This is a genomic window from Methylophaga sp. (genome assembly GCF_030651745.1).
In genome coordinates this window covers 14,616-38,514 of sequence record NZ_JAUSCC010000035.1, presented here as the reverse complement: position 1 = coordinate 38,514, position 23,899 = coordinate 14,616, and the positions used below count along the sequence as shown (strand labels likewise).

General features: G+C 44.9%; 26 protein-coding genes and 1 pseudogene. 11 read left to right on the top strand and 16 right to left on the bottom strand.

Annotated elements, in window-relative coordinates:
- Together Q7V21_RS04000 and ttcA are read left to right on the top strand one after the other, a co-directional pair.
- Positions 1–310: pseudogene (locus tag Q7V21_RS04000) on the top strand (molybdopterin molybdenumtransferase MoeA); the annotation flags it as partial.
- Positions 310–1,176, top strand: a complete 867-nt coding sequence (gene ttcA / locus Q7V21_RS03995) for a tRNA 2-thiocytidine(32) synthetase TtcA (RefSeq protein WP_304916038.1) — start codon at positions 310–312, stop codon at positions 1,174–1,176. The pseudogene Q7V21_RS04000 and the gene ttcA, both read left to right, overlap by 1 nt.
- A 664-nt stretch (positions 1,177–1,840) precedes the next feature.
- Here ttcA and Q7V21_RS03990 read toward each other — a convergent pair.
- Positions 1,841–2,227: a VOC family protein gene (locus Q7V21_RS03990; protein ID WP_304916037.1), complete on the bottom strand. Its 387-nt coding sequence runs from the start codon at positions 2,225–2,227 to the stop codon at positions 1,841–1,843.
- 32 nt (positions 2,228–2,259) lie between these two features.
- The gene (locus Q7V21_RS03985) at positions 2,260–3,144 is read right to left on the bottom strand and encodes a DMT family transporter (RefSeq protein WP_304916036.1); all 885 of its coding nucleotides are present in this window, start codon (positions 3,142–3,144) and stop codon (positions 2,260–2,262) included.
- 74 nt (positions 3,145–3,218) lie between these two features.
- Between Q7V21_RS03985 and dapC the strand changes: the two genes are divergently transcribed.
- The 7 genes from dapC (at position 3,219) to Q7V21_RS03950 (ending at position 9,853) form a co-directional block, all read left to right on the top strand.
- A complete protein-coding gene (gene dapC / locus Q7V21_RS03980) occupies positions 3,219–4,415 on the top strand; it encodes a succinyldiaminopimelate transaminase (protein WP_304916035.1) in 1,197 nt (398 codons plus the stop codon).
- Between the two features lie 16 nt (positions 4,416–4,431).
- On the top strand, positions 4,432–5,253 hold the full coding sequence (gene dapD / locus Q7V21_RS03975; protein ID WP_304916034.1) for a 2,3,4,5-tetrahydropyridine-2,6-dicarboxylate N-succinyltransferase: 822 nt from the start codon (positions 4,432–4,434) through the stop codon (positions 5,251–5,253).
- Between the two features lie 160 nt (positions 5,254–5,413).
- Positions 5,414–5,758 (top strand): ArsC family reductase, encoded by a 345-nt coding sequence (locus Q7V21_RS03970; protein WP_304916033.1) that lies wholly within the window; start codon positions 5,414–5,416, stop codon positions 5,756–5,758.
- Entirely contained in the window at positions 5,748–6,890 is a 1,143-nt protein-coding gene (gene dapE, locus Q7V21_RS03965) for a succinyl-diaminopimelate desuccinylase (protein WP_304916032.1), read from the top strand. The genes Q7V21_RS03970 and dapE overlap by 11 nt, the downstream gene beginning before the upstream one ends.
- A gap of 5 nt (positions 6,891–6,895) precedes the next feature.
- Entirely contained in the window at positions 6,896–7,183 is a 288-nt protein-coding gene (locus tag Q7V21_RS03960) for a hypothetical protein (RefSeq protein ID WP_304916031.1), read from the top strand.
- A 74-nt stretch (positions 7,184–7,257) separates the two neighbouring features.
- Positions 7,258–9,390, top strand: coding sequence for a TonB-dependent receptor (locus tag Q7V21_RS03955; protein ID WP_304916030.1), 2,133 nt, complete (start codon positions 7,258–7,260; stop codon positions 9,388–9,390).
- 109 nt (positions 9,391–9,499) lie between these two features.
- Entirely contained in the window at positions 9,500–9,853 is a 354-nt protein-coding gene (locus Q7V21_RS03950) for a hypothetical protein (RefSeq protein ID WP_304916029.1), read from the top strand.
- Between the two features lie 8 nt (positions 9,854–9,861).
- On the opposite strand, the gene Q7V21_RS03945 is transcribed toward Q7V21_RS03950, so the two are convergent.
- Genes Q7V21_RS03945 through Q7V21_RS03925 form a run of 5 tightly spaced genes read right to left on the bottom strand, consistent with a single transcriptional unit; the run spans position 9,862 to position 12,882 of the window.
- Positions 9,862–10,644: an SDR family oxidoreductase gene (locus Q7V21_RS03945; protein WP_304916028.1), complete on the bottom strand. Its 783-nt coding sequence runs from the start codon at positions 10,642–10,644 to the stop codon at positions 9,862–9,864.
- Between the two features lie 42 nt (positions 10,645–10,686).
- Positions 10,687–11,544, bottom strand: a complete 858-nt coding sequence (gene purU / locus Q7V21_RS03940) for a formyltetrahydrofolate deformylase (protein ID WP_304916027.1) — start codon at positions 11,542–11,544, stop codon at positions 10,687–10,689.
- Positions 11,545–11,604: 60 nt separating this feature from the next.
- Complete coding sequence (locus Q7V21_RS03935; protein ID WP_304916026.1) at positions 11,605–11,955, bottom strand: nucleotide pyrophosphohydrolase; 351 nt, start codon at positions 11,953–11,955, stop codon at positions 11,605–11,607.
- On the bottom strand, positions 11,948–12,712 hold the full coding sequence (locus tag Q7V21_RS03930) for an alpha/beta fold hydrolase (RefSeq protein ID WP_304916025.1): 765 nt from the start codon (positions 12,710–12,712) through the stop codon (positions 11,948–11,950). Before Q7V21_RS03930 ends, Q7V21_RS03935 begins: the two co-directional genes overlap by 8 nt.
- Positions 12,713–12,717: 5 nt before the next feature.
- Positions 12,718–12,882, bottom strand: coding sequence for a hypothetical protein (locus tag Q7V21_RS03925; RefSeq protein ID WP_304916024.1), 165 nt, complete (start codon positions 12,880–12,882; stop codon positions 12,718–12,720).
- Positions 12,883–13,097: 215 nt separating this feature from the next.
- Here Q7V21_RS03925 and Q7V21_RS03920 point away from each other — a divergent pair, with 215 nt between their 5' ends.
- The gene (locus Q7V21_RS03920) at positions 13,098–13,268 is read left to right on the top strand and encodes a hypothetical protein (RefSeq protein WP_168800108.1); all 171 of its coding nucleotides are present in this window, start codon (positions 13,098–13,100) and stop codon (positions 13,266–13,268) included.
- 44 nt (positions 13,269–13,312) lie between these two features.
- Here Q7V21_RS03920 and fabB read toward each other — a convergent pair whose 3' ends face one another.
- The 7 genes from fabB to Q7V21_RS03885 all read right to left on the bottom strand — a co-directional run bounded on the left by fabB (position 13,313) and on the right by Q7V21_RS03885 (position 20,818).
- Positions 13,313–14,530 carry a beta-ketoacyl-ACP synthase I gene (fabB, locus tag Q7V21_RS03915; protein ID WP_304916023.1) on the bottom strand — a complete coding sequence of 406 codons (1,218 nt, stop codon included), beginning with the start codon at positions 14,528–14,530 and terminating at the stop codon, positions 13,313–13,315.
- 9 nt (positions 14,531–14,539) lie between these two features.
- Complete coding sequence (fabA, locus tag Q7V21_RS03910) at positions 14,540–15,055, bottom strand: 3-hydroxyacyl-[acyl-carrier-protein] dehydratase FabA (RefSeq protein ID WP_304916022.1); 516 nt, start codon at positions 15,053–15,055, stop codon at positions 14,540–14,542.
- Between the two features lie 150 nt (positions 15,056–15,205).
- Complete coding sequence (locus tag Q7V21_RS03905) at positions 15,206–16,525, bottom strand: TolC family outer membrane protein (RefSeq protein ID WP_304916021.1); 1,320 nt, start codon at positions 16,523–16,525, stop codon at positions 15,206–15,208.
- Between the two features lie 138 nt (positions 16,526–16,663).
- Positions 16,664–17,314, bottom strand: a complete 651-nt coding sequence (locus Q7V21_RS03900) for a response regulator transcription factor (protein ID WP_304916020.1) — start codon at positions 17,312–17,314, stop codon at positions 16,664–16,666.
- Positions 17,315–17,329: 15 nt separating this feature from the next.
- The gene (locus tag Q7V21_RS03895; RefSeq protein WP_304916019.1) at positions 17,330–18,658 is read right to left on the bottom strand and encodes an HlyD family type I secretion periplasmic adaptor subunit; all 1,329 of its coding nucleotides are present in this window, start codon (positions 18,656–18,658) and stop codon (positions 17,330–17,332) included.
- Positions 18,659–18,662: 4 nt separating this feature from the next.
- On the bottom strand, positions 18,663–20,327 hold the full coding sequence (locus Q7V21_RS03890) for a type I secretion system permease/ATPase (RefSeq protein WP_304916018.1): 1,665 nt from the start codon (positions 20,325–20,327) through the stop codon (positions 18,663–18,665).
- On the bottom strand, positions 20,291–20,818 hold the full coding sequence (locus Q7V21_RS03885; RefSeq protein WP_304916017.1) for a cysteine peptidase family C39 domain-containing protein: 528 nt from the start codon (positions 20,816–20,818) through the stop codon (positions 20,291–20,293). Before Q7V21_RS03885 ends, Q7V21_RS03890 begins: the two co-directional genes overlap by 37 nt.
- Positions 20,819–20,942: 124 nt before the next feature.
- On the opposite strand from Q7V21_RS03885, the gene Q7V21_RS03880 reads away from it, so the two are divergent.
- Complete coding sequence (locus tag Q7V21_RS03880; RefSeq protein WP_304916016.1) at positions 20,943–21,281, top strand: hypothetical protein; 339 nt, start codon at positions 20,943–20,945, stop codon at positions 21,279–21,281.
- 63 nt (positions 21,282–21,344) lie between these two features.
- On the opposite strand, the gene der is transcribed toward Q7V21_RS03880, so the two are convergent.
- Entirely contained in the window at positions 21,345–22,763 is a 1,419-nt protein-coding gene (gene der / locus Q7V21_RS03875; protein WP_304916015.1) for a ribosome biogenesis GTPase Der, read from the bottom strand.
- A gap of 2 nt (positions 22,764–22,765) precedes the next feature.
- A complete protein-coding gene (gene bamB, locus Q7V21_RS03870) occupies positions 22,766–23,899 on the bottom strand; it encodes an outer membrane protein assembly factor BamB (RefSeq protein WP_304916014.1) in 1,134 nt (377 codons plus the stop codon).

Sequence of the window (23,899 nt, the reverse complement as noted above, 5' to 3'; positions counted from 1 at the left end):
GGTGACTTTCTATCAGTTTGTACAACCGGCATTAAACAAACTGGCAGGTGCACTTGAGCAAACTCCATTGCTGTTACAGGCTGTCGCTGCTGCTGATATCCGTAAGCGTCCCGGTCGATTTGAATTTCAACGTGGATTATTGCGCAGTAATGCCACCAATCAATTGGAAGTGAGCATGACCGGTGAACAAGGCTCTGGCATTTTGCATTCGATGAGCCATGCCAACTGTTTTATTTTATTGGATGAAGATTGTGATGGTATCGCTGCCGGTCAATCGGTCACTGTCCAACCCTTTGCAGGTTTAATCTAATGTCTGAAAATCAACTCAAACAACAACACGAATTCAACAAACTCAGCAAGCGCCTGCGTCGACAGGTTGGTCAGGCGATTGCCGATTACGACATGATTCAGGATGGCGATAAGGTCATGGTCTGTCTGTCCGGCGGCAAAGACAGCTATACCATGCTGGATATTTTGTTGAATTTACGCGATCACGCACCAATTAACTTTGAGCTGATTGCCGTTAACCTTGATCAAAAACAACCAGGTTTCCCGGAGCATGTGCTGCCTGAATATCTCAGCAGTATTGGTGTACCGTTTCATATTATCGAGAAAGACACTTACAGTATCGTAAAAGAAGTGGTGCCCGAAGGTAAAACGACCTGCGGTATCTGTTCGCGACTACGCCGCGGTTCGTTATATGGTTATGCTCGTCAGCATGGCATTACTAAGATCGCTTTAGGTCATCATCGCGATGATATTATCGAAACACTGTTTTTGAATATGTTCTATGGCAGCAAAATAAAAGCCATGCCGCCAAAATTGCTTAGTGACGATAAAACCAATATTGTGATTCGCCCATTGTGCTACGCCAAAGAGGCAGATATTACCCGCTATTCTGAAGCGAAGGGTTTCCCGATTATTCCATGTAACTTATGTGGTTCTCAGGAAAACCTGCAGCGTCAAGTCATCAAAGAAATGCTGCAAAGCTGGGAAAAACAACACCCCGGCCGTGTTGAAAATATCTTCCGCAGTATCCAGAACATTTCACCATCACAATTGGCCGATCAGCAACTATTTGATTTTAAGGGACTGGAACTATTGCGTACCGAACCAACGGGTCATGAAGATAGTACGTTTGATGATCAACTCTATCCAGCTTTAGCTCGTGTATAGTTTTTTTCTTGTAATGGCGTAATGAAGTTATTCACTTTTTTTAAATTGTTACAGTATTCTTACATCTAGCTTCGCTAATTTATTGAAATCAGAAGGTCAATAATTAAGTAACTGATTTTTATATGGTTTTACAGATGGTTAAAAATTAACCATTTTAAAAAGCTCAGTTAAAGAATAACGACTTAGCGATTTTCACCTGGTTTAACCACAGACTTATCCACAGAAAATGTGAGTAAGTCGCTAAGTTATTGATTGTGACTTTTAAGTCACTGACTTATGCTAAATCCAAACAAATGGTTTGGTTTTTTGCCAAGAACCGTCAGCAAACGTCAGCACATAAAAATATTCAGCGAACATAAAAAATTGACCATGTTTTTGGCACAGTATTTGAAAACTTGTCAATTGAAAAAGCAAAGTTATTCACTTTCCAATTCATTGTTACAGTGCTCTTACAACAAGCAACGCTAAGTTATTGAATGCACATACAAGTATCGTAACATATTGATTTTATTTATTTTTCTGAATTGGTTAAAAAATGACCATTTTAAACAGCTCTGTTACAGATTAACGACTTAGCGATTTTCAACAATGTTAACCACAGACTTATCCACAGAAAATGTGAGTAAGTCGCTAAGCCGTTGATTGTGACTTTTAAGTACCTGAGTTACTTAATCACTGGGGTGAAATCTTCGGCAAATTCCAATGCATTGCCATCAGGATCACGACAGAAAAAAGCCGCCCTGCCTGACTTACTGCGAGAAAACTCCACGCCCGCTTTTTCCAGACGTTCGGCTAACACATCAAGGTTTTCAACCAGCAAAGCAACATGGCGATCCCGTCCACCGTGTTCCGGACGGCCATCAATTGAATCAGGGTTGGGTAATACCATCAAATGTAATTGCTGTTTATTATCCAAGTCCAGCCAGGCACCATCATAAGCAAACTTGGGGCGGTTAGGGTTTAACGGGATCTGCAATACATCACAGTAAAACCTCAGCGAGGTGGGTAAATCTGCAACCAGAAAGCTGGCATGTGCAATAGACTTAATCATAAATATTTCCTGCAAGATCAATAATAAAAAGGTCAGCGATTATGTTTTTCTACCCGGGCAATGCCAAACGCCGCAGCAAAGATTAACGTACCGCCAAACCATTCCTGCAACGTCATCATTTCGGTCGTTAATAGTGCCGATGAAGTCGCAGCTACAATCAGTTGAAATAACATTATGACTGCAGCCCGATAAACCGGCATTCTGGCCAGACCATACAAAACAGCAACGGTCATGGCAATAATAATACCGCCACCTATTAATATGGCACTTGCCCATACAGCCATACTGACGACCGGTAATGGAGACTGTTGCAGAATCAACACCACTATCGAAACAGTAACAACGCCCCATAAAATAACTGTGGTTTTTAAAATCATCGGAGCTGCGGCAAGTTTTCGACTTAATACATTGTTTACAGCAAAACACAGACTGGCAAACAAAGCTAACCAATCAGCCAGCCCGTGCGGCCAGGGAAGCCCCATTTCTGGTCGCCATAACATCAAAACGGTGCCGCCCATTGCCAACACAAACATCATGATTGCAGCGACCGACAATGTCTCACCCAGCCACCAGCGGCCTAATATGACAGACCATAAAGGCGATAAATAAAATAACAACATCACCCGCATCACCTGGCCGTCATTCAATGCCACTAAAAATGCAAGATTGGTCATACCAGCGGCCAGCGCCAGCCAAATCAGATCAGCTGGGATCTGTTTCCAGTGATAACGATTTTTGATAAAAATCGGCACACTGGCCATTGCAGCCGTGAGATACATTACTAATGTGAGCCAGACCACTGACATGCCTGCCTGTTCGAACAAACGCATCGGGTACCAAATGATGCCCCACATTGTGGCAGCAAACAGCAGACTGAGAATAGCGAGTTTGGATTCGGACTGTTTTACTGAGTTCATGCTGATGCTTATAACACGAGCGGCTATTCAAGCGTTATAATGGGCGGATTTTTCTGACCCGGCGATATGTTTTAATGAATCCTGATCTGGCCCGATTACATCCTTATCCGTTTGAGAAACTTGCCGAACTGCAACAAGGCTGCACCCCACCTAAGACCTTAGCGCATATTTCGCTTTCTATCGGTGAGCCCAAGCATCCTACTCCCGGTTTTATTACCGAAGCGGTCATCAGTCATTTACATGGCTTATCGGTGTATCCAACCACAGCAGGTAGTATTGAGTTACGCCACACTATTGCGAATTGGTTGGATCAGCGTTTTCAACTGGCAGGACATATTGATCCAGTAACGCAAATTCTGCCAGTAAATGGTACCCGCGAAGCGTTGTTTGCGTTTGCTCAGGCGATCATTGATCGTCGTAATGAACCGCTGATTGTGATGCCCAATCCTTTTTATCAGATTTATGAGGGTGCAGCGTTTCTGGCCGGGGCCGAACCTTACCTGCTCAATTGCACCGAACAAACCGGTTTTGTGCCGGATTTTGATGCTGTGCCGGCAAGTGTCTGGTCTCGCTGCCAATTGTTATATCTGTGCAGCCCAGGTAATCCGACTGGCGCGATTGTTGATGCCGAAACTCTTACCAAACTGATTCAGCTGGCACATGAATATGATTTTATTATTGCGGCTGATGAATGTTATTCGGAAATCTATTTTGATGAAGCCTTGCCACCTGTCGGGTTGTTGCAGGCGGCTGTTGCGGCTGGTTATAACGATTTAAGTCGTTGTGTGGTTTTTCATAGCTTATCCAAACGTTCCAATGCACCAGGCTTACGCAGTGGTTTTGTAGCTGGCGACGCCAATGTAATGAAGTCTTTTTTACGCTATCGTACCTATCATGGTTGTGCGATGCCGCCATCGACCCAGTCCGCCTCAATTGCTGCATGGTCGGATGAAGCACATGTTGCACACAATCGACAGTTGTATCGTGAGAAATTCGATGCCGTTTTGGAAATTTTATCCCCGGTAATGAATGTTACTCAGCCTGAAGCAAGTTTTTATCTGTGGGCAGAAACGCCTATTGCCGATACGGATTTTGCCCGTGGCTTATTTGATCAATATAACGTCACCGTATTACCGGGACGTTTTTTAGCCAGAGATACCAAACAAGGTAATCCTGGCGTTAACCGAATCCGTATGGCATTGGTTGCACCACAAGATGAGTGCGTCGAAGCTGCTATGCGGATCCGTGATTATATTGAAACCCTATCTTAATAATTTGGAGAAACTGATGAGCGATATCCAGCAGATTATCGAAACGGCATTTGAACGCCGTGCAGAAATCACCCCAGCAAATGCCGAAGCGGAAGTACGTAATGCCGTCAATGAAGTCTTGGCCATGCTCGACAGTGGTAAAGCCCGTGTTGCTGAAAAACAAAATGGTGATTGGGTCGTTAATCAATGGCTGAAAAAAGCGGTTTTATTATCATTCCGCTTGAATGACAACCGCCCGATGTCTGGTGGTGAAACACAATACTTCGATAAAGTAGAGCCAAAATTTGCCAACTTTACTGAAGCCGATTTCAATACCGCCGGTGTCCGTGTGGTTCCTCCTGCGGCAGCACGTCGTGGTTCTTATATCGCACCAGGCGTTGTATTGATGCCGTCTTACGTAAATATTGGTGCCTATGTTGATTCCGGTACCATGGTGGATACTTGGGCAACTGTTGGTAGCTGTGCACAAATTGGTAAAAACGTGCATTTATCCGGCGGTGTTGGTATCGGTGGTGTACTTGAACCGTTACAGGCAGGCCCGACCATCATTGAAGATAACTGCTTTATCGGCGCACGTTCTGAAGTGGTTGAAGGCGTTATTGTGGAAGAAGGCTCCGTGATTTCTATGGGTGTCTACATTGGTCAAAGTACCAAAATCTTTAACCGCATGACTGGCGAAATCAGCTACGGCCGCATTCCTGCTGGCTCAGTAGTAGTTTCCGGAAACCTGCCTTCAAAAGATGGCAGTTACAGCTTGTATTGCGCTGTGATTGTTAAACAGGTTGATGAAAAAACCCGTGGTAAAGTTGGTATCAACGAATTACTGCGTGATATTTAATTTATAAAACAAACTGAGGATGGTGACGACATACAACTGTCGTTACCATCTGATTCAGAGCCAAATAACGGTGGAGTCAATGATGCAAAAACCATTGATATACTGTATCATTTCTCGTCTTTTACCCCTCTGATGGGGCCTTCCAGGTGAAACGGCAACGATGATTTTGTTCGGCATCAAAAATTGTGACACAGTCAAAAAAGCCCGCCGCTGGCTGGATGAGCATCAAGTGTCCTACCAATTCCACGATTTTCGCAAAGATGGTCTGGATCAAACCACCATCAAACAATGGCTGAAATCTATCAGTTGGGAACAGCTCATCAACAAACGTGGCACCACCTGGCGTCAGCTTGACGATCCACGCAAAGAACAGCTTGATCAACAAACAGCTGTCGAATTAATGCTTGCCCATCCCACACTTATCAAACGCCCGGTTATTGAAAATGAATCCGGCGTATCGGTAGGTTTTAACGAATCTGATTTCCAGGCCCGCTATGCAAAATAATTTGTCTGAAACTGTCCAGCTTACGATTGATTTGATTCAACGTGACAGTGTTACGCCAGCCGATAAAGGCTGTCAGATCATGCTGGCAGAGCGGTTGGCTGATAGTGGTTTCAATGCCGAATATCTACGTTTTGGTGAAGTTGATAATCTGTGGTGCCGTCGGGGACATAATGGTCCGTTATTTGTATTTGCTGGCCATACAGATGTAGTGCCAACCGGTCCAGTCGATAAATGGACCCATGAACCATTTGCCGCCAGAATCGATAATGGCGTTTTATATGGTCGTGGTGCAGCCGATATGAAAGGTAGTATCGCTGCCATGGTGACGGCCTGTGAACGTTTTGTGGCACAACATCCTCAACATGCTGGCAGTATTGCTTTTTTGCTGACCAGCGATGAAGAAGGTCCAGCAACCGATGGTACCGTTAAAGTCATAGAGACACTGCAGGCTCGTCAGGATCATATTGACTGGTGTGTAGTAGGTGAACCCACCAGCACAGATAAAGTGGCAGATGTTGTTAAAAATGGGCGCCGTGGTTCATTAAACGGCTATCTGACGGTCAAAGGTAAGCAAGGTCATATTGCCTATCCACATCTGGCGGATAACCCAGTGCATAATCTGGCTCCTGCTTTGGCTGAACTGTGTGCCGTGCAATGGGATCAAGGTAACGATGATTTCCCGCCTACCAGCTTTCAGGTATCTAATCTGAATAGCGGTACTGGTGCCACCAATATAATTCCAGGTACAGCGGAAATGATTTTTAACTTCCGTTATTCCACCGAAGTCACTCATGAAGAACTGCAACAGCAGGTGGAAGCAATTCTGGATAAGCATGGTGTAACTTATCAACTAGATTGGGTATTATCGGGTAAACCTTTCCGTACTGCTGGTGGAAAATTGCTTGAAGCCGTGCAGGTGGCTGTTAAAACGGTAACTGGTTATGAAACAACTTTATCAACATCAGGCGGTACATCGGATGGTCGTTTTATCGCGCCAACTGGTGCACAAGTCATTGAGCTTGGTCCATTAAACGCGACAATTCACCAGATTGATGAACATGTCGCAATTGCTGATTTGGATACCCTGTCGGCAATTTATCAACAATTACTGACTGAATTACTGGTGAACTAGCAAACATGCAAATTCGGCACACCAAACATCTGTTATGGCTTTTTGCAGCAGCATTATTGCTGATGCAGTCCATGGCAGTTTGGCATGATGCCGAGCATGCTTTCCATGATCATATTGCGTTATGTGATCAGTTAAATGTTGTCAGTCATACCCCATCAACCGAGACAAACCCGCAGCTGAATGTTGGTATCTGGCAGCAGCGGTTTCAGCTTGATACTGCTGTTAATTCCCCTGCTCGTTTTGAAAATACCTATCTCTCATTCACCATCCGTGCGCCTCCCGTTTTCTCATAGCATTTGATTTTGTTTTAACACCATTACCCTGTTCGGGAAATGGCTGCTGATATCTGCTATGAGGATTATTCGTGATGAATAAAAAACCACTTGTAGTGCTGCTCGCTGCGGCACTGTCTTCTATGGCTTCTGTAGCGTTTGCTGCCGAAGATACAATTGATATTCCACGCCTGGTGGTCACTTCCGACCCATTAGGCAACCGTACATCAGATGAATTAATCCAACCCGTTACCGTCATCGCTGGCGATGAACTGAATCAAAAGCGTGCCAGTACCTTAGGTGAAACATTAGACGGTCTGCCCGGTGTACATAATGCTGATTTTGGACCAGGCGTCGGACGTCCAGTTGTTCGTGGCTTACAGGGTTCACGCGTTCAGGTATTGGAAGATGGCCTGAGTACTGCCGATATTTCAGGCGAAGGTGCTGATCATGCCGTTGGCATGGATGCAGGACGTGCCGATCAAATTGAAGTGTTCCGTGGTCCAGCGACCCTGCTGTATGGCAGTGGTGCTGCCGGCGGTGTTATCAATGTTCGCAGCAACCGCTTTAACCCGGATTTTGGCGATTCACCAAGAGTAGATGGCCAGATGTCCTATGGTTGGAATGGTCATGATCGTCAGGGCCGTCTCGGTTTAGAACTGCCTATGGGTGACAGTTTTGTTTTACGTACCGATTATGGGGTGCGCCGTAGCAGTGATTTTGACATCGATGGCTATCAGGAAAGTGGCCAAAGAACCGGTCGTAAAGACAAGTTGCAAAACAGCGAAGTGGAAAATGATGTGTTCTCTATCACTGGTTTATTCAAAGGTGACTGGGGTTTCGCTGGTTTGGGCTACAGTACCTGGAAAACCCAATACGGTATTCCGGAAGTGTTTTTGGGTGAAGGTGAAGAAGAACAGGAGCGTATTCGCGCTAAGAATGATCGTTTTGATTTCCGTAGTGAATTCAATGACCCCCTACCCGGTTTTAAAACAGCCCGCCTGAAAATGGCCTATACCAGCTACCGCCAGCAGGAAATTGGTTCGGAATTTGATGACGGTGTATTTGTTGAAAGTGAAGTTGAAACCCGTTTCAATAACAACGAAACCGAAATGCGTCTGGAAATGGTGCATAACCCGATTGCAGACTGGCAAGGTGTTATCGGTCTGCAATTCAATGATCGTGACTTTGAAGCCGAAGGTGAAGGCCATAGCCACGGTGACGACGATGATCACGGCCACGGTGGTGGATTTTATATCCGTGGCAATGATACACGCACCATTGGTTTGTTTATTCTTGAAGAGCGCCCTACCCACTTCGGTCGGTTTGAAGTCGCGGCCCGCGTTGATCATGTCCGCTCCAGCTCAGATAACCTGAGTGAAGATCGTGACATTGATCTGCCAAATGGTGATGAACTCGAACAGGCAGCCAGCCTGAGAAGCCGTAGCTTCACACCGTATAGTTTATCTGCAGGAACCATTGTTGATGTGGATCCGGCACATCATTTAAGAATGTCGGTAACCCGTTCTCAACGCGCTCCTTCTGCTGAACAACTCTATGCTTTTGGCCGCCATGCCGCAGCTGGTACAGTTGAGATTGGTGATCCTAACCTTGGCAAAGAAACCTATACCAATTTTGAAGTCGGCTTTGATCGCCATATCGGTGCCTTCCGTTACGATCTGACCACCTTCTACAATTATGTAGATGACTTCATTTATCTGGCTTCACTGGATGATGGTACTGGTCAGGCCATTGAAATTGATGGCGATACCGTTGTCTCCAACGAACAACGCAATGCGAAATTCTATGGTGTGGAATTTGGTGCCATTACCGATCTGATTGAAGGCCCGGTTCCGCTCAGCATGCGTCTGTCTGCTGATCATGTACGTGGAAAACTCAGTGGTGGTGAAAACATTCCTCGCATGAGTCCTACCCGCGTCGGTATTGGTTTTGATACTTCGTATGGCGATTGGGATCTCAGCCTGGATTATCGCCGTGTCTTTAAACAAACCAAAACGGCGGTTAGAGAAGATAATACCAGTGGCTACAATCTGGTTTCATTTGATGCAAACTGGTCACCCGCCAGCTTGAAAGGTGCTGAAATCTTTATTCAAGGCCGTAATTTGCTAAATGAAGATGGCCGCAGACATACCAGCTTCTTTAAGGATGAGTCACCTATCATTGGCCGTACCATTTATACCGGTATCCGCTTTGATTTTGGCGGATAACTATTAAAGTTCTTCCAGTTAAACTCAGGCCCGGCTTTGCCGGGCCTTTTTTTGTGGAGCAACTCTACGGCTTCTGTTAGATTGAAGCCTTTTTAGCGGGTAAGCAAAGATGGCTTTAATTGAAACAGGGGATGATATCAGCAGCATTAAACTGATTTATATATTTAATCTGGTTGGCTCGCTGATTTATCCAATTCTGATTATGGGTGCTGTTGTTGCCTATGAAAAAAAACAGCAAGCTCCAGCATGGCTACAATCACATTATCTGTTTCAGATTAATGGCTTTTTTATCAGCCTGATCTTGCTGATGATTTCCTGGGGATTATTGTACGTTGGCAATCTATACGGTTTAGTCGTGATGGCAGCGTGGATAGTCTGGAATATCAGCCGTAGTGTGAAAGGCTGGAAAACATTAAAGGCAGAAAAAGCGATTACCAACCCCAAGAGCTGGTTATTTGGCTGAGCAGCTTGTTAGCCGCGATAAATAGCCAATGGCCCAGTGGCTTGTTGAGTAGGCATGATTTCCATGGTGGTGACATTCATATGCGCCGGGGTATTGACCAGCCACCAGATGGTATCAGCAATATCCTCGGCAGTGAGCGCAACGGTTTTTTCATACACTTTGCCGGCGCGCTGTTCATCAGCTTTAAATCGGACCATGGAAAATTCTGTTTCGGCATTGCCCGGTTCGATATTGGTGACACGGATTTGTGTACCTAATAAATCAGCACGAAGTGCCAATGAAAACTGCCTGACAAAAGCCTTGCTGGCGCAATAGACATTGCCGCCCGGATAAGGCCAGTTTCCGGCGACAGAACCAATATTGATGATATATCCCCTATCTCTTGATTGCATGCCCGGTAAAACCAGTCTGGTGCAGCGCATCAAGCCTTTGATGTTGGTATCCACCATGCGCTCCCAATCTTCCGGATCGGTGGCATAGGCCGGTTCCAGTCCCAACGCTAAACCTGCATTGTTAACCAATACATCAATCTGCTGAAATTCCACCGGCAGTTCAGCAAACGCTTGTTCAGTTGCCTGACGGTCACTGATATCAAAACAACTGATGCAGGTTTGAGTTGCCCCGCCTAATTCTGCCTGCAATTTTTGCAGTCGCTCCAGACGACGTCCGGTAATAATCAACCGCCATCCGGCTTTGGCGAACAGCCTAGCACAGGCTTCACCAAATCCGGCAGTCGCACCGGTAATCATGATAATGGGAGGTGGCTGATTTGAATTGTAAGCGTTCGTCATATTCTCTTTTCGACTCTGTTTATAGATAGCAGGAACAGATTATCAAGCGCCTTCGGCAAACACGATGGTACGGCGGCCGCTGACAATAATGCGATGTTCAATATGTGCTTTGACAGCTCTGGCTAAAACCAATCGCTCAATATCTTTGCCAATCATCACTAAGTCTTGAGGGCTGTTATCGTGACGTACCCGCTCGACATCCTGCTCAATTATCGGACCTTCATCCAGTTCAGCGGTCGCATAATGCGCAGTGGCTCCAATCAATTTCACCCCACGTTCATAAGCCTGATGATAAGGTTTGGCACCCTGAAAAGCCGGTAAAAATCCATGGTGGATATTGATGACCTTACCTGCAAACTCTTTGACAAACTGCTCAGACAGAATCTGCATATAGCGCGCCATTACGACCAGATCAATCTGATACTCGGAGAGTAAGGCTTTAATTTGCGCTTCCTGTTGTTGTTTGGTTTCTTTGGTAATGGGCAGATGATAGAACGGCTTGTTGAACTGACGCGCCATATTCTCCAAGTCGGGATGGTTACCAATAATAATAGGGATCTCGCATTTCAACTCGCCTTCCAGTTCCCGTAACAGCAAGTCATAAGGACAATGCGACGCACGGGTTACCAGTAAAGCTACACGGTATGGCAAATCAGTATAGTGAACCGACCAGGTCAATTGCAGTGCGTCTGCCAATGAGCCGAATTGTTGATGCAGCGTCTCATGTGACATCTGGCCTTCATCTTCAACCTTGAGGCGCATGAAATAACGCCCATGTTCGGTATCGGTATATTGCTGACAATGCAGAATATTGTAGCCACGTTCTGCAAAAAAACCGGTGATGCCGGCCAGCAAGCCTTTTTGATCGGCACATTGAATAAGCAACACGATGGCTTTCATGGTGAAACAACCTCTACCGACATAAAATCAAAGCGCAGATGCTAGCACTTTGAAGCTGCTTTATGAATATTGATTATATTTGTCAGCGCGGCCTTTGACCTTATCCACCGGATATTTCGCCGCGTTTTTGTCCATTTTTCGCTTTATGGCCTGGTCAAGATCAATATCGAGGTCATGACATAGGTAACTCAAATACACAGCAACATCGGCAATTTCATCTTCCAGCGCTTCACGTTTATCCGTCTCCAGCATTTGCTGGATTTCCGCTTTATCTCGCCACTGAAACCATTCCAGCAGTTCAGCCGCTTCGATCGACAGTGAAATCGCTAAATCCTTTGGATTATGGAATTGTTCCCAGTCCCGTTCGCGACGAAATTCAATCAGTTGCTTTAATAAATCGGCATTAATCATCTGCAAGAAACCTGTTAACCTGCTCAACAAAAATATCGGGTTGATCTGCATGTACCCAATGACCCGCATTCTCAATCACTACATGCTCAGCGTTCGGATAAAAAGTTTTAATGTGCTGCCAATCATTATCCGTAATGTAGTTTGACTTTTCCCCACTGATAAACAGCGTCGGCTTTTCGACTAAATCATCTGGCTCAACACTTTGTAGTAATCCGGGATAATTACAAAACAACGCCTGCAGATTGATACGCCAGTTAAATCCTTGATCATTGTTTTGCAGATTCAGTAATAGGAATTGACGTACCAGAGGATCCGGCAGCGTATCGGCTAATGCTTCACTTACTTGCGTTCGCGATGAATATTTTGACAAATCTAATGCCAATAACGCTTTAAAAATAATGCTGTGTTCATCGACATATTGCCGTGGTGCAATATCAACAACAATAAGTCGGCGGAGACGATCAGCAAAACTTTGGGCAAATTGCATAGCTGTTTTACCACCAAGCGAATGCCCCAGCAGATCAATTACTGGCAGGCCTAAATCATCTTGTAGATTCAGCAAATCCTCCGCCATTAAATCAAACGTTTGCTGCTGATGATGGAATGATCGGCCATGATTGCGCAGATCCACACTAATAACTTGTCGCTGGGACGATAGAGCTTTGGCTATGCTGCGCCAATTATCCGCCGAGCCGAATAAACCATGCAGAATGACCAACGGCTCACCCTGCCCAATTGATTGAAAGTGTAATTTCATAATGATTACTTAGGGCCTGTTTTTCTTTCATAGACATCGCTGCTGGAGGCTATTTTTTCGTTCAGCAAGGCGGAAATGATGTAGTGTTGTTGTTCTACATAAATCATTTCCAACGCAGTTGGGCGGAAAAATAGCCCCAGCCCTTCGGGGTGTGGCTGAAAATGTACCACTCTTCGTTGCTCATTGTTTATTTAGAATTACTACAAAAACGTCAGCAACGTTTTTGAGCGTAAGCCCCTTGGGGGTGAGCTACATGAATGTATCTCACACACTTCACTTCTCGTGCCTTGATTGGTACATTTTCAGTCACAACAGAGGTGTCTAGGAAAGAAAAATAGGCCCTGACACGTTATAATGCCGGATTGATAATTCGGAGTAATTGAACGTGGACGAAGCAATTTTGATGATTCTGGTCAAGCAATACGCCGATCGGTTTGGCATCACTTTCAGCTCAAAACATTTGGACGATGAAGTAAAAAAACAGCAGTTAGTCAGTTTGATGCAGGAAGCATTAGCCGGAAAACGCGGTCCGGTTACTGATGCGGATTTAAGTTAAAAAAACACCCTCAGCTAAACACTGAGGGTGTTTCGTTTATTAAATCAGAATTTCTCAAATACCAGACAGGCATTCGTACCACCAAAACCGAAGCTGTTCGACATCACGGCCTGTAGCCCTGCATTGTCTTTACGCTCCAATACGATAGGCATGCCCTTAGCTTGCTCATCCAGATTATCGATATTGGCAGAAGCAGCAACAAAGTCATTTTCCAGCATCAGCAAACTGTAAATCGCTTCCTGCACGCCAGCGGCACCCAAAGAGTGGCCAGATAATGATTTAGTTGAACCAACCAGTGGAATTTGAATTTCAGCAAATGCCTGTTTAATAGCACCTAACTCAGCTAAATCGCCAACCGGTGTACTGGTGCCATGGGCATTAATGTAATCAACTTTACTGTTACGCATCGTCGACATGGCCATTTGCATACAACGTTGCGCACCTTCACCTGAAGGCGCCACCATGTCATAACCATCTGAAGTGGCGGCATATCCGGTTAATTCAGCATAAATTTTTGCGCCACGAGCTTTAGCATGTTCATACTCTTCCAGTACCAACACACCACCACCACCAGCGATAACAAAACCGTCACGGTCTGCATCATAAGCACGTGATGCTTTATCAGGCGTTTCATTATATTTGGTCGATAAGGCACCCATCGCATCAAACAATGAACTCATGGTCCAGTGTTCTTCTTCTGCACCACCGGCAAAAACAATATCCTGTTTGCCTAGCTGGATTTGCTCCATCGCATTACCAATACAGTGCGCACTGGTTGCACAGGCAGAAGACATGGAATAGTTAACGCCTTTGATTTTGAAAGGTGTGGCCAGGCAGGCTGAGGTTGTACTTCCCATCACCTGAGTGACACGATAAGGTCCGACTCGTTTCAAACCTTTCTCACGAAGGATATCAGCGGCTTCAACTTGATTGGAAGAAGACGCACCACCAGATCCCATAACAAGTCCGGTTTTTGGGTTGGAAACATCACTTTCGCTTAACCCGGCATCCTGAATTGCATGTTTCATCGCAATATAGGCATAGGCTGCTGCATCACCCATAAAACGCAGAACTTTACGATCAATAAAATCTTTAAAATCAATATCAAAAAAACCTGCAACATGGCTTCTAAAACCCATGTCAGCATACTGCTGTTTAAAACGGATACCAGAACGACCGGTGCGAAGTGATTCGGTAACGGTGGCAAGATCCAATCCTAAACAGGAGGTGATCCCCATACCAGTAACAACTACACGTCTCATTGTCTTGTCCTAAAAGTTGTCAGTTGAAGTAAACAGACCAACTCGTAAATCTTTGGCGAAGTAGATATCGCGACCATCCACTGATACCGTACCATCAGCAATGGCCAGTACCAGTTTGCGTGAAATTACTCGTTTCAAATCAATACGGTAAGTCACTTTTTTGGCGCTAGGTAATACTTGTCCAGTAAATTTCACTTCACCAGAACCCAGCGCTCTTCCTCTACCGGGATTTCCATCCCATGCCAGAAAAAAGCCAAGTAATTGCCACATAGCGTCCAAGCCAAGGCAACCTGGCATAACAGGATCACCCGGGAAATGGCATTTGAAAAACCATAACTCAGGATGAATATCCAGTTCAGCAATGATTTCACCTTTTCCATAGGCACCACCATCATTGGAAATATGACTGATACGATCCATCATCAGCATATTGGGGACTGGCAGTTGGGCATTGCCCGGGCCGAACATTTCTCCGTGGCCGCACTGCAAGAGTTCCTCGAAGGAAAAAGATGATTGCTTACTCATGAATTTCTAAAATAACCCTACAAATTAAGCACGACATAATAGCATGATAGTTAGCTTGCAGAAAAAGTTGCAGCTATCAACGTACAGGTTCTAAAAAAAAGCCATACCTAACAGGCATGGCTTATCGATATTCATTCAGTTCTGGGGTAATCAGTTACGGCTATCAGCAACTGTTGTCGCGGCAGCTGGTGCAATAATCTCCAGACTTTCCAATAACAAACCGGTGCTGTTAAGTACCCGGTACTGAGTAAAAAGTTCGTCATATTGAGCATTAGTCAATGAAATCCGGGCTCTGAATAATTCATTTTCAGAATCCAGTAAATCCAACAATGTGCGCTGACCGATATTAAACTGCTGCTGATATGCATCACGGGTTTTTTCCGCTGCATCAGCGTATTGTTCAAAATATGACATCTGCCGGCGAACGGTTTCCAATGCATTCCATGATAAACGAACGCTTTGCTCTACTTGTCTATGAGTATTATTACGAATTTCAGCGGCTTGATTAATCAAAAATGCCGTTTCTTCACGTCGAGCTTTATCTCTTCCACCATTCAGCAGGTTATAACGTAATCTGAACATGGCCGTCACATCTTTGTCCGTTCCTCGGACACCATCGATATTATGGTCACTACGTGTGCCTAGTTCAAAATCAACTCTTGGTAAAAAAGCCGCTCTGGTCACATCATGCTGAGCATTGGCTGAAACAACATCCGCTTGAGCAGAACGCAAGGTCGGATGTTTTTGAATTGATATGTTCACCGCCTCTTCAACACTGGAGGGCATAAATGGTTCAGGTGATGGAGGCTCAGAGAGCGAGGCTGGCGCTGCTCCAATTACCCGCAAATAATTGGTTTCAGCATCACGCAGATTGCTCTGCTCAGCCATCAGATTCGTTTCGGCTAAAGCCAAACGGCCAAGACTTTGATCCATGTCAGCTCGACGTCCAACACCACGCTCACTACGTAAAGTAATCTGGTCATGAGTACGTTGGTGCGACTCTAGATTAGTCTGGGCTAACTCAACCAGCTGTTGGCGTCGCAAGACATTGAGATAGGCTTCAGTTGCTTCTAAAGCAGTATTCTCTGCCACACTGTAAACAGAATGAGCACGTGAATCGGTTCTGGCTTTATGGCGTTCAACCTCGTTTTTGGTAAGACTGCCATCGTAAAGCATTTGCCTGAGATTCAAACTGGCTTCATCTCGGTTTAAATGAATTTCACCATCACCACGATTACGTGTTGCAGGACTGTCAGTTGATTCCCAACCCGTTCCAACACCTAAATCAATTGTCGGGAAATAACCGGCTCTTGCCTGGTCAATTTCTTTGGAAACAGCCTGACGTTCACTGACTGCAGCCAAGACATCCGGATTGGTTTTTAAAGTGGTATGAATTGCTTCCTGCAAAGTTTCAGCTTGCACTGAACTAAAACACAGCAATGACGGGATTATAAAAAACGCTTTGTTCATAATCTTTTCCTAATTCAAAGCAGTAATCGGTATTATTTTTTAGGGTTAATGACCGCTTACAGCTCCCCCCAAAGCAATACCTTCCTATTCCATTCGGTACTGATTGTAGACAAATCAACCCAACTACACAATGCAGGCTTATCGAAGATCGCGAAACACGATTGCCAATGAAAGGCGATCCGGTAAACTCATTTTCTGAAAAATGGTGGTCAAATGTGCTTTTACGGTTCTTTCCGTGATATTCATATTACGGGCAATCATTTTATTCGTTGCGCCATGACTCACCATTTTGGCTACTTCCAGTTCTTTAGGTGACAGCGTCTCTGCAGCTCGACGCTGCTTTTCACTTACTTCGGGAATATGGCTGATTTCATCAATCAATCCGGAAATAACATGGCGCTCTACCCAGACTTCACCATTAGTAATCAACGATAAGGCTTCCTGAAGTTTGCTCATCGGCAGATTCTGGTTGAAATAGCCACGGGCCCCTTGTTTTAAAGCTGCAATTTGTACTGGAATCGGCCGCGGAGGACCAATCACTAAAATCCGGCTATCAGGACATAATTTTTTAAGTTGTCCAATAATTTGTGAAGGATTTTCATCCAGTAAAAATTGATGGCATAGCACCAACTCCGCTGTCTGTTTTTTTAATGCATCCAGTAAACCGTTAATATCTTTATAGAGACTGACATCATAAATAGCTGGCAACGCATCGGTTATGACACGTGCCACGTCATTATCCGCTGTAGCCAGATAAAGACTTTTTTCAGTCTCTGTAATTACTGTCATGGTTCAACCTTAGCCTTAACGTTCTCTCAACGCTTCATTTTTAGCTTTTAGTATGGGCTTTAATAGGTAATCAAGCACGGTTTTTTCACCAGTAAGTATATCTACTGTCACTGTCATCCCGGGAATTATGCCTAACTCGCCCAAACTACTTTTTATATAATTTTGTTCTGTGCGTAAATAGATAAGATAAAAACTTTCATCTTCATCATTGGTTATAGTGTCGGCACTGATGCGTTCCAGCTTGGCTTGCAGTCCCCCGTAAATGGAAAAGTCATACGCCGTAAACTTTACCATCGCTTCTTGTCCCGGCCTTAAAAAAGCAATATCAGCCGGACGTATCTGCGCTTCTATTAATAAATTATCTTCCAACGGGACAATTTCTACCAGATCCATTCCTGGTTGTATAACCCCGCCAATAGTATTGATCATCAGCCGCTTGATAGTACCTTTCATCGGCGATCGAACATTGGTTCGGGTAACCCGATCTGCCAATGCCGATACAGATTCTTCGGTTCTTGCCATTTCAGCACGCACTTCACTAAGTTCTCTGGCAGCTTCAGATTTAAACCGGGTAGTGGCTTCATTGATTTTCTGCTGGACTTCATCCATTGACGAGCGAATACGCGGGATCGCCAATCTGTTTGAATCCATTTCACCTTTCAGATCATTGACTGTACGTCTTAGTCTGAGTAGTTCAACTTCTGACATTACACCAGCGGCTACCAGTGGTTCTGACATTTGTAATTCCTGATTGCTCAGTTCAAAGCTGCGGCTAAGCTGCTCCTGCCTGGCCTGTTTTTCAACCAGTTCTTGTCTTCGCTGTTCAGCCTGTCTTTTTAAAACATCAATGGTTGTCTGTAACTGGAGTTGGCGCGATTGATAAAGAGCTGTCTCTTCTGCAACCAATGCGGGTTGTGCTTCCATCAGGGCTGTCGGGAGCTCCAAAGCCTTACCTTCACTTTCTGCGGCTAATCTGGATGTTCTCGCTACCAGTTCCCAATATTTAAGTTGAGATTCACGGAAAGACGAAGAGAAACGAGTGTCGTCGATTCTCAATAAAACATCGTCTTTTTCGACCAGTTGGCCTTCACTGACTAATACATCGGCCAGTATTCCGCCCTCCAGGTTTTGTATCACTTGAACTTTACTGGATGGAACAACCTTGCCTTGTCCCCGAGTGACTTCATCAATTGCTGCAACACTTGCCCACCACAACGCTATACCGATAAATGCTGCTATTAACAACAGTAAAATATGTCCGCCCCAGTGGGTTGACGCCATTGTCGCCGCACTGATTTCAGACATAAAACTGATATCTTCATTATTTTTTTTAAGCCAGGCCATCCATCTACCCTTTAGAAACCCGGATATGACCACTTTTCAATGCAGCCAGGATTTGTTCGCGTGGCCCATCCGCCACCAACTTTCCTTGATCCATAACTAACACCCGATCCACCAGACTTAACAGCGATGCACGATGTGTCACCAGAATAAGGGTTTTCTCTTTGATTATGTCACTGAGTTTGCTTTTAAAACGCTCTTCACTGCTGTTATCCATAGCATTGGTTGGCTCATCCAATACCAAAACAGGAGGATCCAATAATAAAGCCCGCGCCACTGCAATACTTTGGCGCTGCCCGCCAGACAGCCCTTCTCCACGCTCACCTACTGGCATATCAAAACCTGAAGGATGTCGGTTGATAAACTCAGTTACGCCCGCAATTTCCGCCGCACGAAGCACTGCTGAATCCTCAGCAAAAGGGGCACCTAATGCGATGTTGTCTCTGACACTTCCAAAAAACAGCATCACATCCTGAGGGACATAACCGATCGAGCGTCGTAAATCGATGGGATCGATTTGCCGCAGATCAGTTTCATCCAGTAAAACGGCACCATCTGCTGGTTCATATAATCCCAGAATAAGTTTTTCTATCGAGCTTTTACCTGAACCTATCCGCCCGATTATTGCTACTTTTTCACCCGGGCTGAGTTTGAAAGAAACATCACTTAATGCATCTATCGCCTGTTCAGGATAACGGAAACTGACCTGTTTGAATTCGATGCCGCCTTTGAATTTTTCGCGGTGTAAAAACTCACGGCCATTAGGTCGTTCAACCGGTAAATTCATCATATTATTCAGAGAACCCAAAGCGGCTTTTGAATGATGAAAACGGGTCAAAATACCTGCCAATTGCCCCATTGGCGCTAGGGCTCTTCCTGTCAAAATAGTGCTGGCAATTAATGCCCCCATACTGATTTCATTTTCGCTGATTTTATAAACACCATAAACCACCACGGCTATCGTGGTCATTTGCTGTACAAAAGTTGTTAAATTAACAGCAGCTGAAGACAGTAATTTTGCTCTTTGACTATATTTGGAAATTGATCCAGCAGTTTGCTCCCATTTGCGTTGCAATGGTGTTTCAGCCCCCAGACTTTTTATAGTCTCTAACCCGGTTAAGGTTTCAATCAGCGTGGCGCTTTTTTGACCGGCATGGCGAAACAGTTGCTTGATGGCTCGACCCAGCGGGATCTGAATAATCAAGCTGATCAAAATAGTGATCGGAATCACTGCCAAGGGGATATAAGCCAAATCGCCTGCGATCAACCAGATAACCGCAATGAATAAAAAGGTAAACGGCAGGTCAATTAACGTTGCAAGCGTCGATGATGTAAAAAAATCTCGAAATGATTCAAACTCTTGCATACTGTTGGCAAAGCTGCCGACCGAGTTTGGTCTTGCGGCCATTTTGATACCCAAGACTTTTTCAAAAATAGTGGCTGATAAAATAACGTCGGCTTTTTTGCCAGCAACATCAATAAAATAACCACGTAAAGTACGTAGTAATAAGTCAAATACAAAAACAATGGCTACCCCAATTGCCAGCACCCACAACGTCGCCAGGGCATGATTAGGGACTACCCGGTCATAGACATTCATTACAAATAACGGGGAAGCTATAGCGAATAAATTGACTAAAATAGACGCCAGAAACGCGTCAGCGTTCCCCAAAACCAATGTCTGGCACGAGGTATACTCGAAACCTCGCCTCGTTTATCAAAGTGTTGAACCGCTTTAATAAAAATGGCGTAGCCGGTGTAATGTGTTTGCAGATCTGCCAAATCAACAAGAGATTCCGTTTCACCACTTTCCGGATAAATCACTGTTGCCTGCTTTCCATTTAACTTAACTAGAATACAGGCATTACCTTCATTCATTAACAGCACTGCCGGGAGCACTAATGGAGAGATTTTCCGTAAGGGTCGTTTGACGACTTTTGATGATAAACCAGCGCGCTCAGCGGCTCTGGAAAATAAATCCGGTGTCAGTCGATTGTCAACTAATGGAAGACCTGCAACCATCGAATCCGGGCTGTGAGGTTTTTGTAGCAGCTTCGTCAGAACGGTAAGACAGGCCAATAAAGGATCATCGTGAGTTAAATAGGTTGCCTCCGCCTCCCATTGCCGATTTTGTCCGTGTTGATTAGTTGCTTTATGTTCCATGTAATAGACGACGCTATCCAACTCAAAATGTGAGGAGTTTCACAGTTTTTTTCTTTACTGTAAAGCTATGACCGCTTAACCTTGCTCAAATTAGCATAACCCAGAAACGACGGGAACAATAAAGATGGTATACATCGATCGCGATGAGAATGGCCAAATAATCGGAGTTTTTAACGCTCCGCAAAGCGATAAAAGCCAATACATTTCTCCGCAAGCACCGGAATTACTCGAGTTTCTCGGACAATCCAACAGTCATGAAGATGTTCAAACCATCCTCACGGCATCAGATATGGCAATGGTCCGGGTTATTGAAGATTTGGTAAATACGTTGATAGATAAAGGCGTCATTTTATTTACTGACTTACCTGAAGCGGCACAAGCTAAGTTGGTTCAACGTAAAAAGATCCGCCATCATCTCAATTCATTAGAAAACTTAATGAATGAAGATGAAGGCTTACTCTAGGATCTGCTGATCTTTCAGAGTCACAACAGAGGCACCGCTGAAAGCTCTACTGACCCTAATTTTTTAACTTTCTCTCTTTTTAGCTCGACTCGCTATTATCCGTTTGCGCTTTTCCTGTGGAGTTTCAGGTTGCTTTTTTTTGCGCTCTTGAAACGGATTTTCACTAGTTTTAAATTCAATCATCACCGGCGTACCCTGCAATTTAAGTGCAGTACGGAAGTAATTTTCCAGATATCGGCGATAGCTGTTTGGTGTCGCTTCCGTCTGATTACCATGGATGATTATGCGGGGAGGATTTTTACCACCCAAATGCGCATAACGATATTTAATACGACGTCCATTAACCAACGGCGGCTGGTGATCTGCAACAGCTTCTTCCAGCACCCGCGTTAATTGCGGAGTTGGGATCTTGGCTAGCGCCGAACCGTAGGCTGTTTTTACTGATTTAAGCAATAAGCCGACACCACTGCCATGTAAAGCCGAAATAAAATGGGTTTTGGCAAAGCTTAAAAATGGCAGACGGCGTTCAATATTAGTGGCAACCCATTCACGTTCCTGTTTCTCAAGACCGTCCCACTTATTAACGGCAATAACCACAGCTCTGCCGCTTTCGATAATTAATCCTGCCAGATGCAGATCCTGATCGACAATACCATCATGCGCATCCAATACCAATAACACTACATTGGCAGCTTCTATAGCCTGTAATGTCTTAACAATACTGAACTTTTCCAAAGCTTCAGACACTTTAGAGCGACGTCTGACACCGGCAGTATCAATCAAGATGTAACTGGTACCGTCTTTCTCAAAGGGAATATAAATACTGTCACGGGTTGTGCCTGGTTCATCAAAGGCAACAACGCGATCCTCTCCTAGCAGTCGATTAACCAGCGTCGACTTACCTACATTTGGCCGTCCTACTACTGCCAGTCGGATATCACCCGATGTATCTTCTGCCGCCTCTTCCTCTTCCGTTTCAACAATACGGATAGCAGGTAATTCGCGCATCAGGGTATTCATTAAATTACTGATACCACGACCTTGAGTTGCCGAGATCACTTCCGGCTCACCCAATCCAAGTCGATAAAAATCAGCCGCCGCCAGTTCTCGTTGTTCACTTTCAGTTTTATTAATTACCAATAAAACTGGTTTGCCCACGTTACGTAACTGTTTGGCAATCAGCTCATCTGCCGGCACCACACCGGCCTTACCATCCACTAAAAATAAGATCAGATCTGCTTCTACAATCGCCAATTCAGCTTGTTTACGCATCAGATCTGACATATCGTCACCCTGCACCGTCAAACCACCAGTGTCGATCAGAATAAATTCAGCTTCATCGTGTCGGGCATTGCCGTAGATGCGGTCACGGGTCAACCCCTCATGATCAGCCACCAAAGCATTACGTGTCTTGGTCAGACGATTGAATAATGTAGATTTGCCAACATTCGGCCGCCCAACAAGAGCAATAACAGGTTTCACAGTTAAGGGATCCGAATGGCGGTTAACTTGCCGCCTGTTGTCATCACATATAGCACACCATCGCGTACGACTGGTTGGCTGCGAATAGCATTTTTATCAATTCGTTGGCGGGCAACAAAACGACCATCTGAACGCGCTACCCAATGCAGATAGCCTTCAAAGTCACCTACGACAACATAATCACCAGCAATGACTGGAGCTGAAATAGAGCGTCTCAACAACAACGTCTGCCGCCACAATGAATCACCGGTTCCATCCGCAATAGCCCATAAATAGCTTTGGTCATCGCTGACATAAACCGCATTAGTTGGATCGACGGCGATACCAGAGGTAGATGACATTTCTCTATCCCAAAGTGTTTGCCCGGTATCAACATCCATTGCCGCAAGGTTCCCCTGGAAAGCCACAACATAGACAATACCATTATGAATAACCGGATCAGCATCAATATCAACCAATCTTTCAAGCTCAGTCCGACCACTTGGAATGGCCACGCTTCTATCCCAGATAACTTTGCCATCATTAAGGGAAAGTGCGACTAACTTGCCATTGTCATATCCAGCCAGAACACTTTGTCCATCAATGACCGGAGCGCTTACACCGCGTAAACTTAATAAGGGTACGGCCCGCTGGTAGTTCCATAGAATATTGCCATTGGTGGCGGAAAGTGCTGTTAAACGACCATCAGCAGTTCGGATGACAGCCATGCCATCCCCCACTTTTGGCGGTGCCAGAACTTCACTACTGAGTCGTTGACGCCACAGTTCTTTACCAGTGGCCCCATCTAAGGCTACGACTTCACCAGACTGGGCACCAACTACAATCAGTCCCTCCCCACCGCCTACACCTGAGGCCACAGAAATATTTAATCGCGTGCGCCAATCACGTCGGCCGTTTTCAATATTATGACTGCGCACATCACCTTTATGATCCACGGTTATAATTGAATTACCTTGCAACCATGGAGCAATATTAGCGTAGGCCGTCTTGGCACCATCACCGGTATTGGTTGACCAGATATTTTTCGGTTCAAACTCGACTTGAAACTCAGTTAATTCTGCGGGAGGTGCTTCATAAGCATCTGCAGCAAAAAACTCTTTAATTGTTCCACATCCAGCCAAGGAAGTAAGAACCAT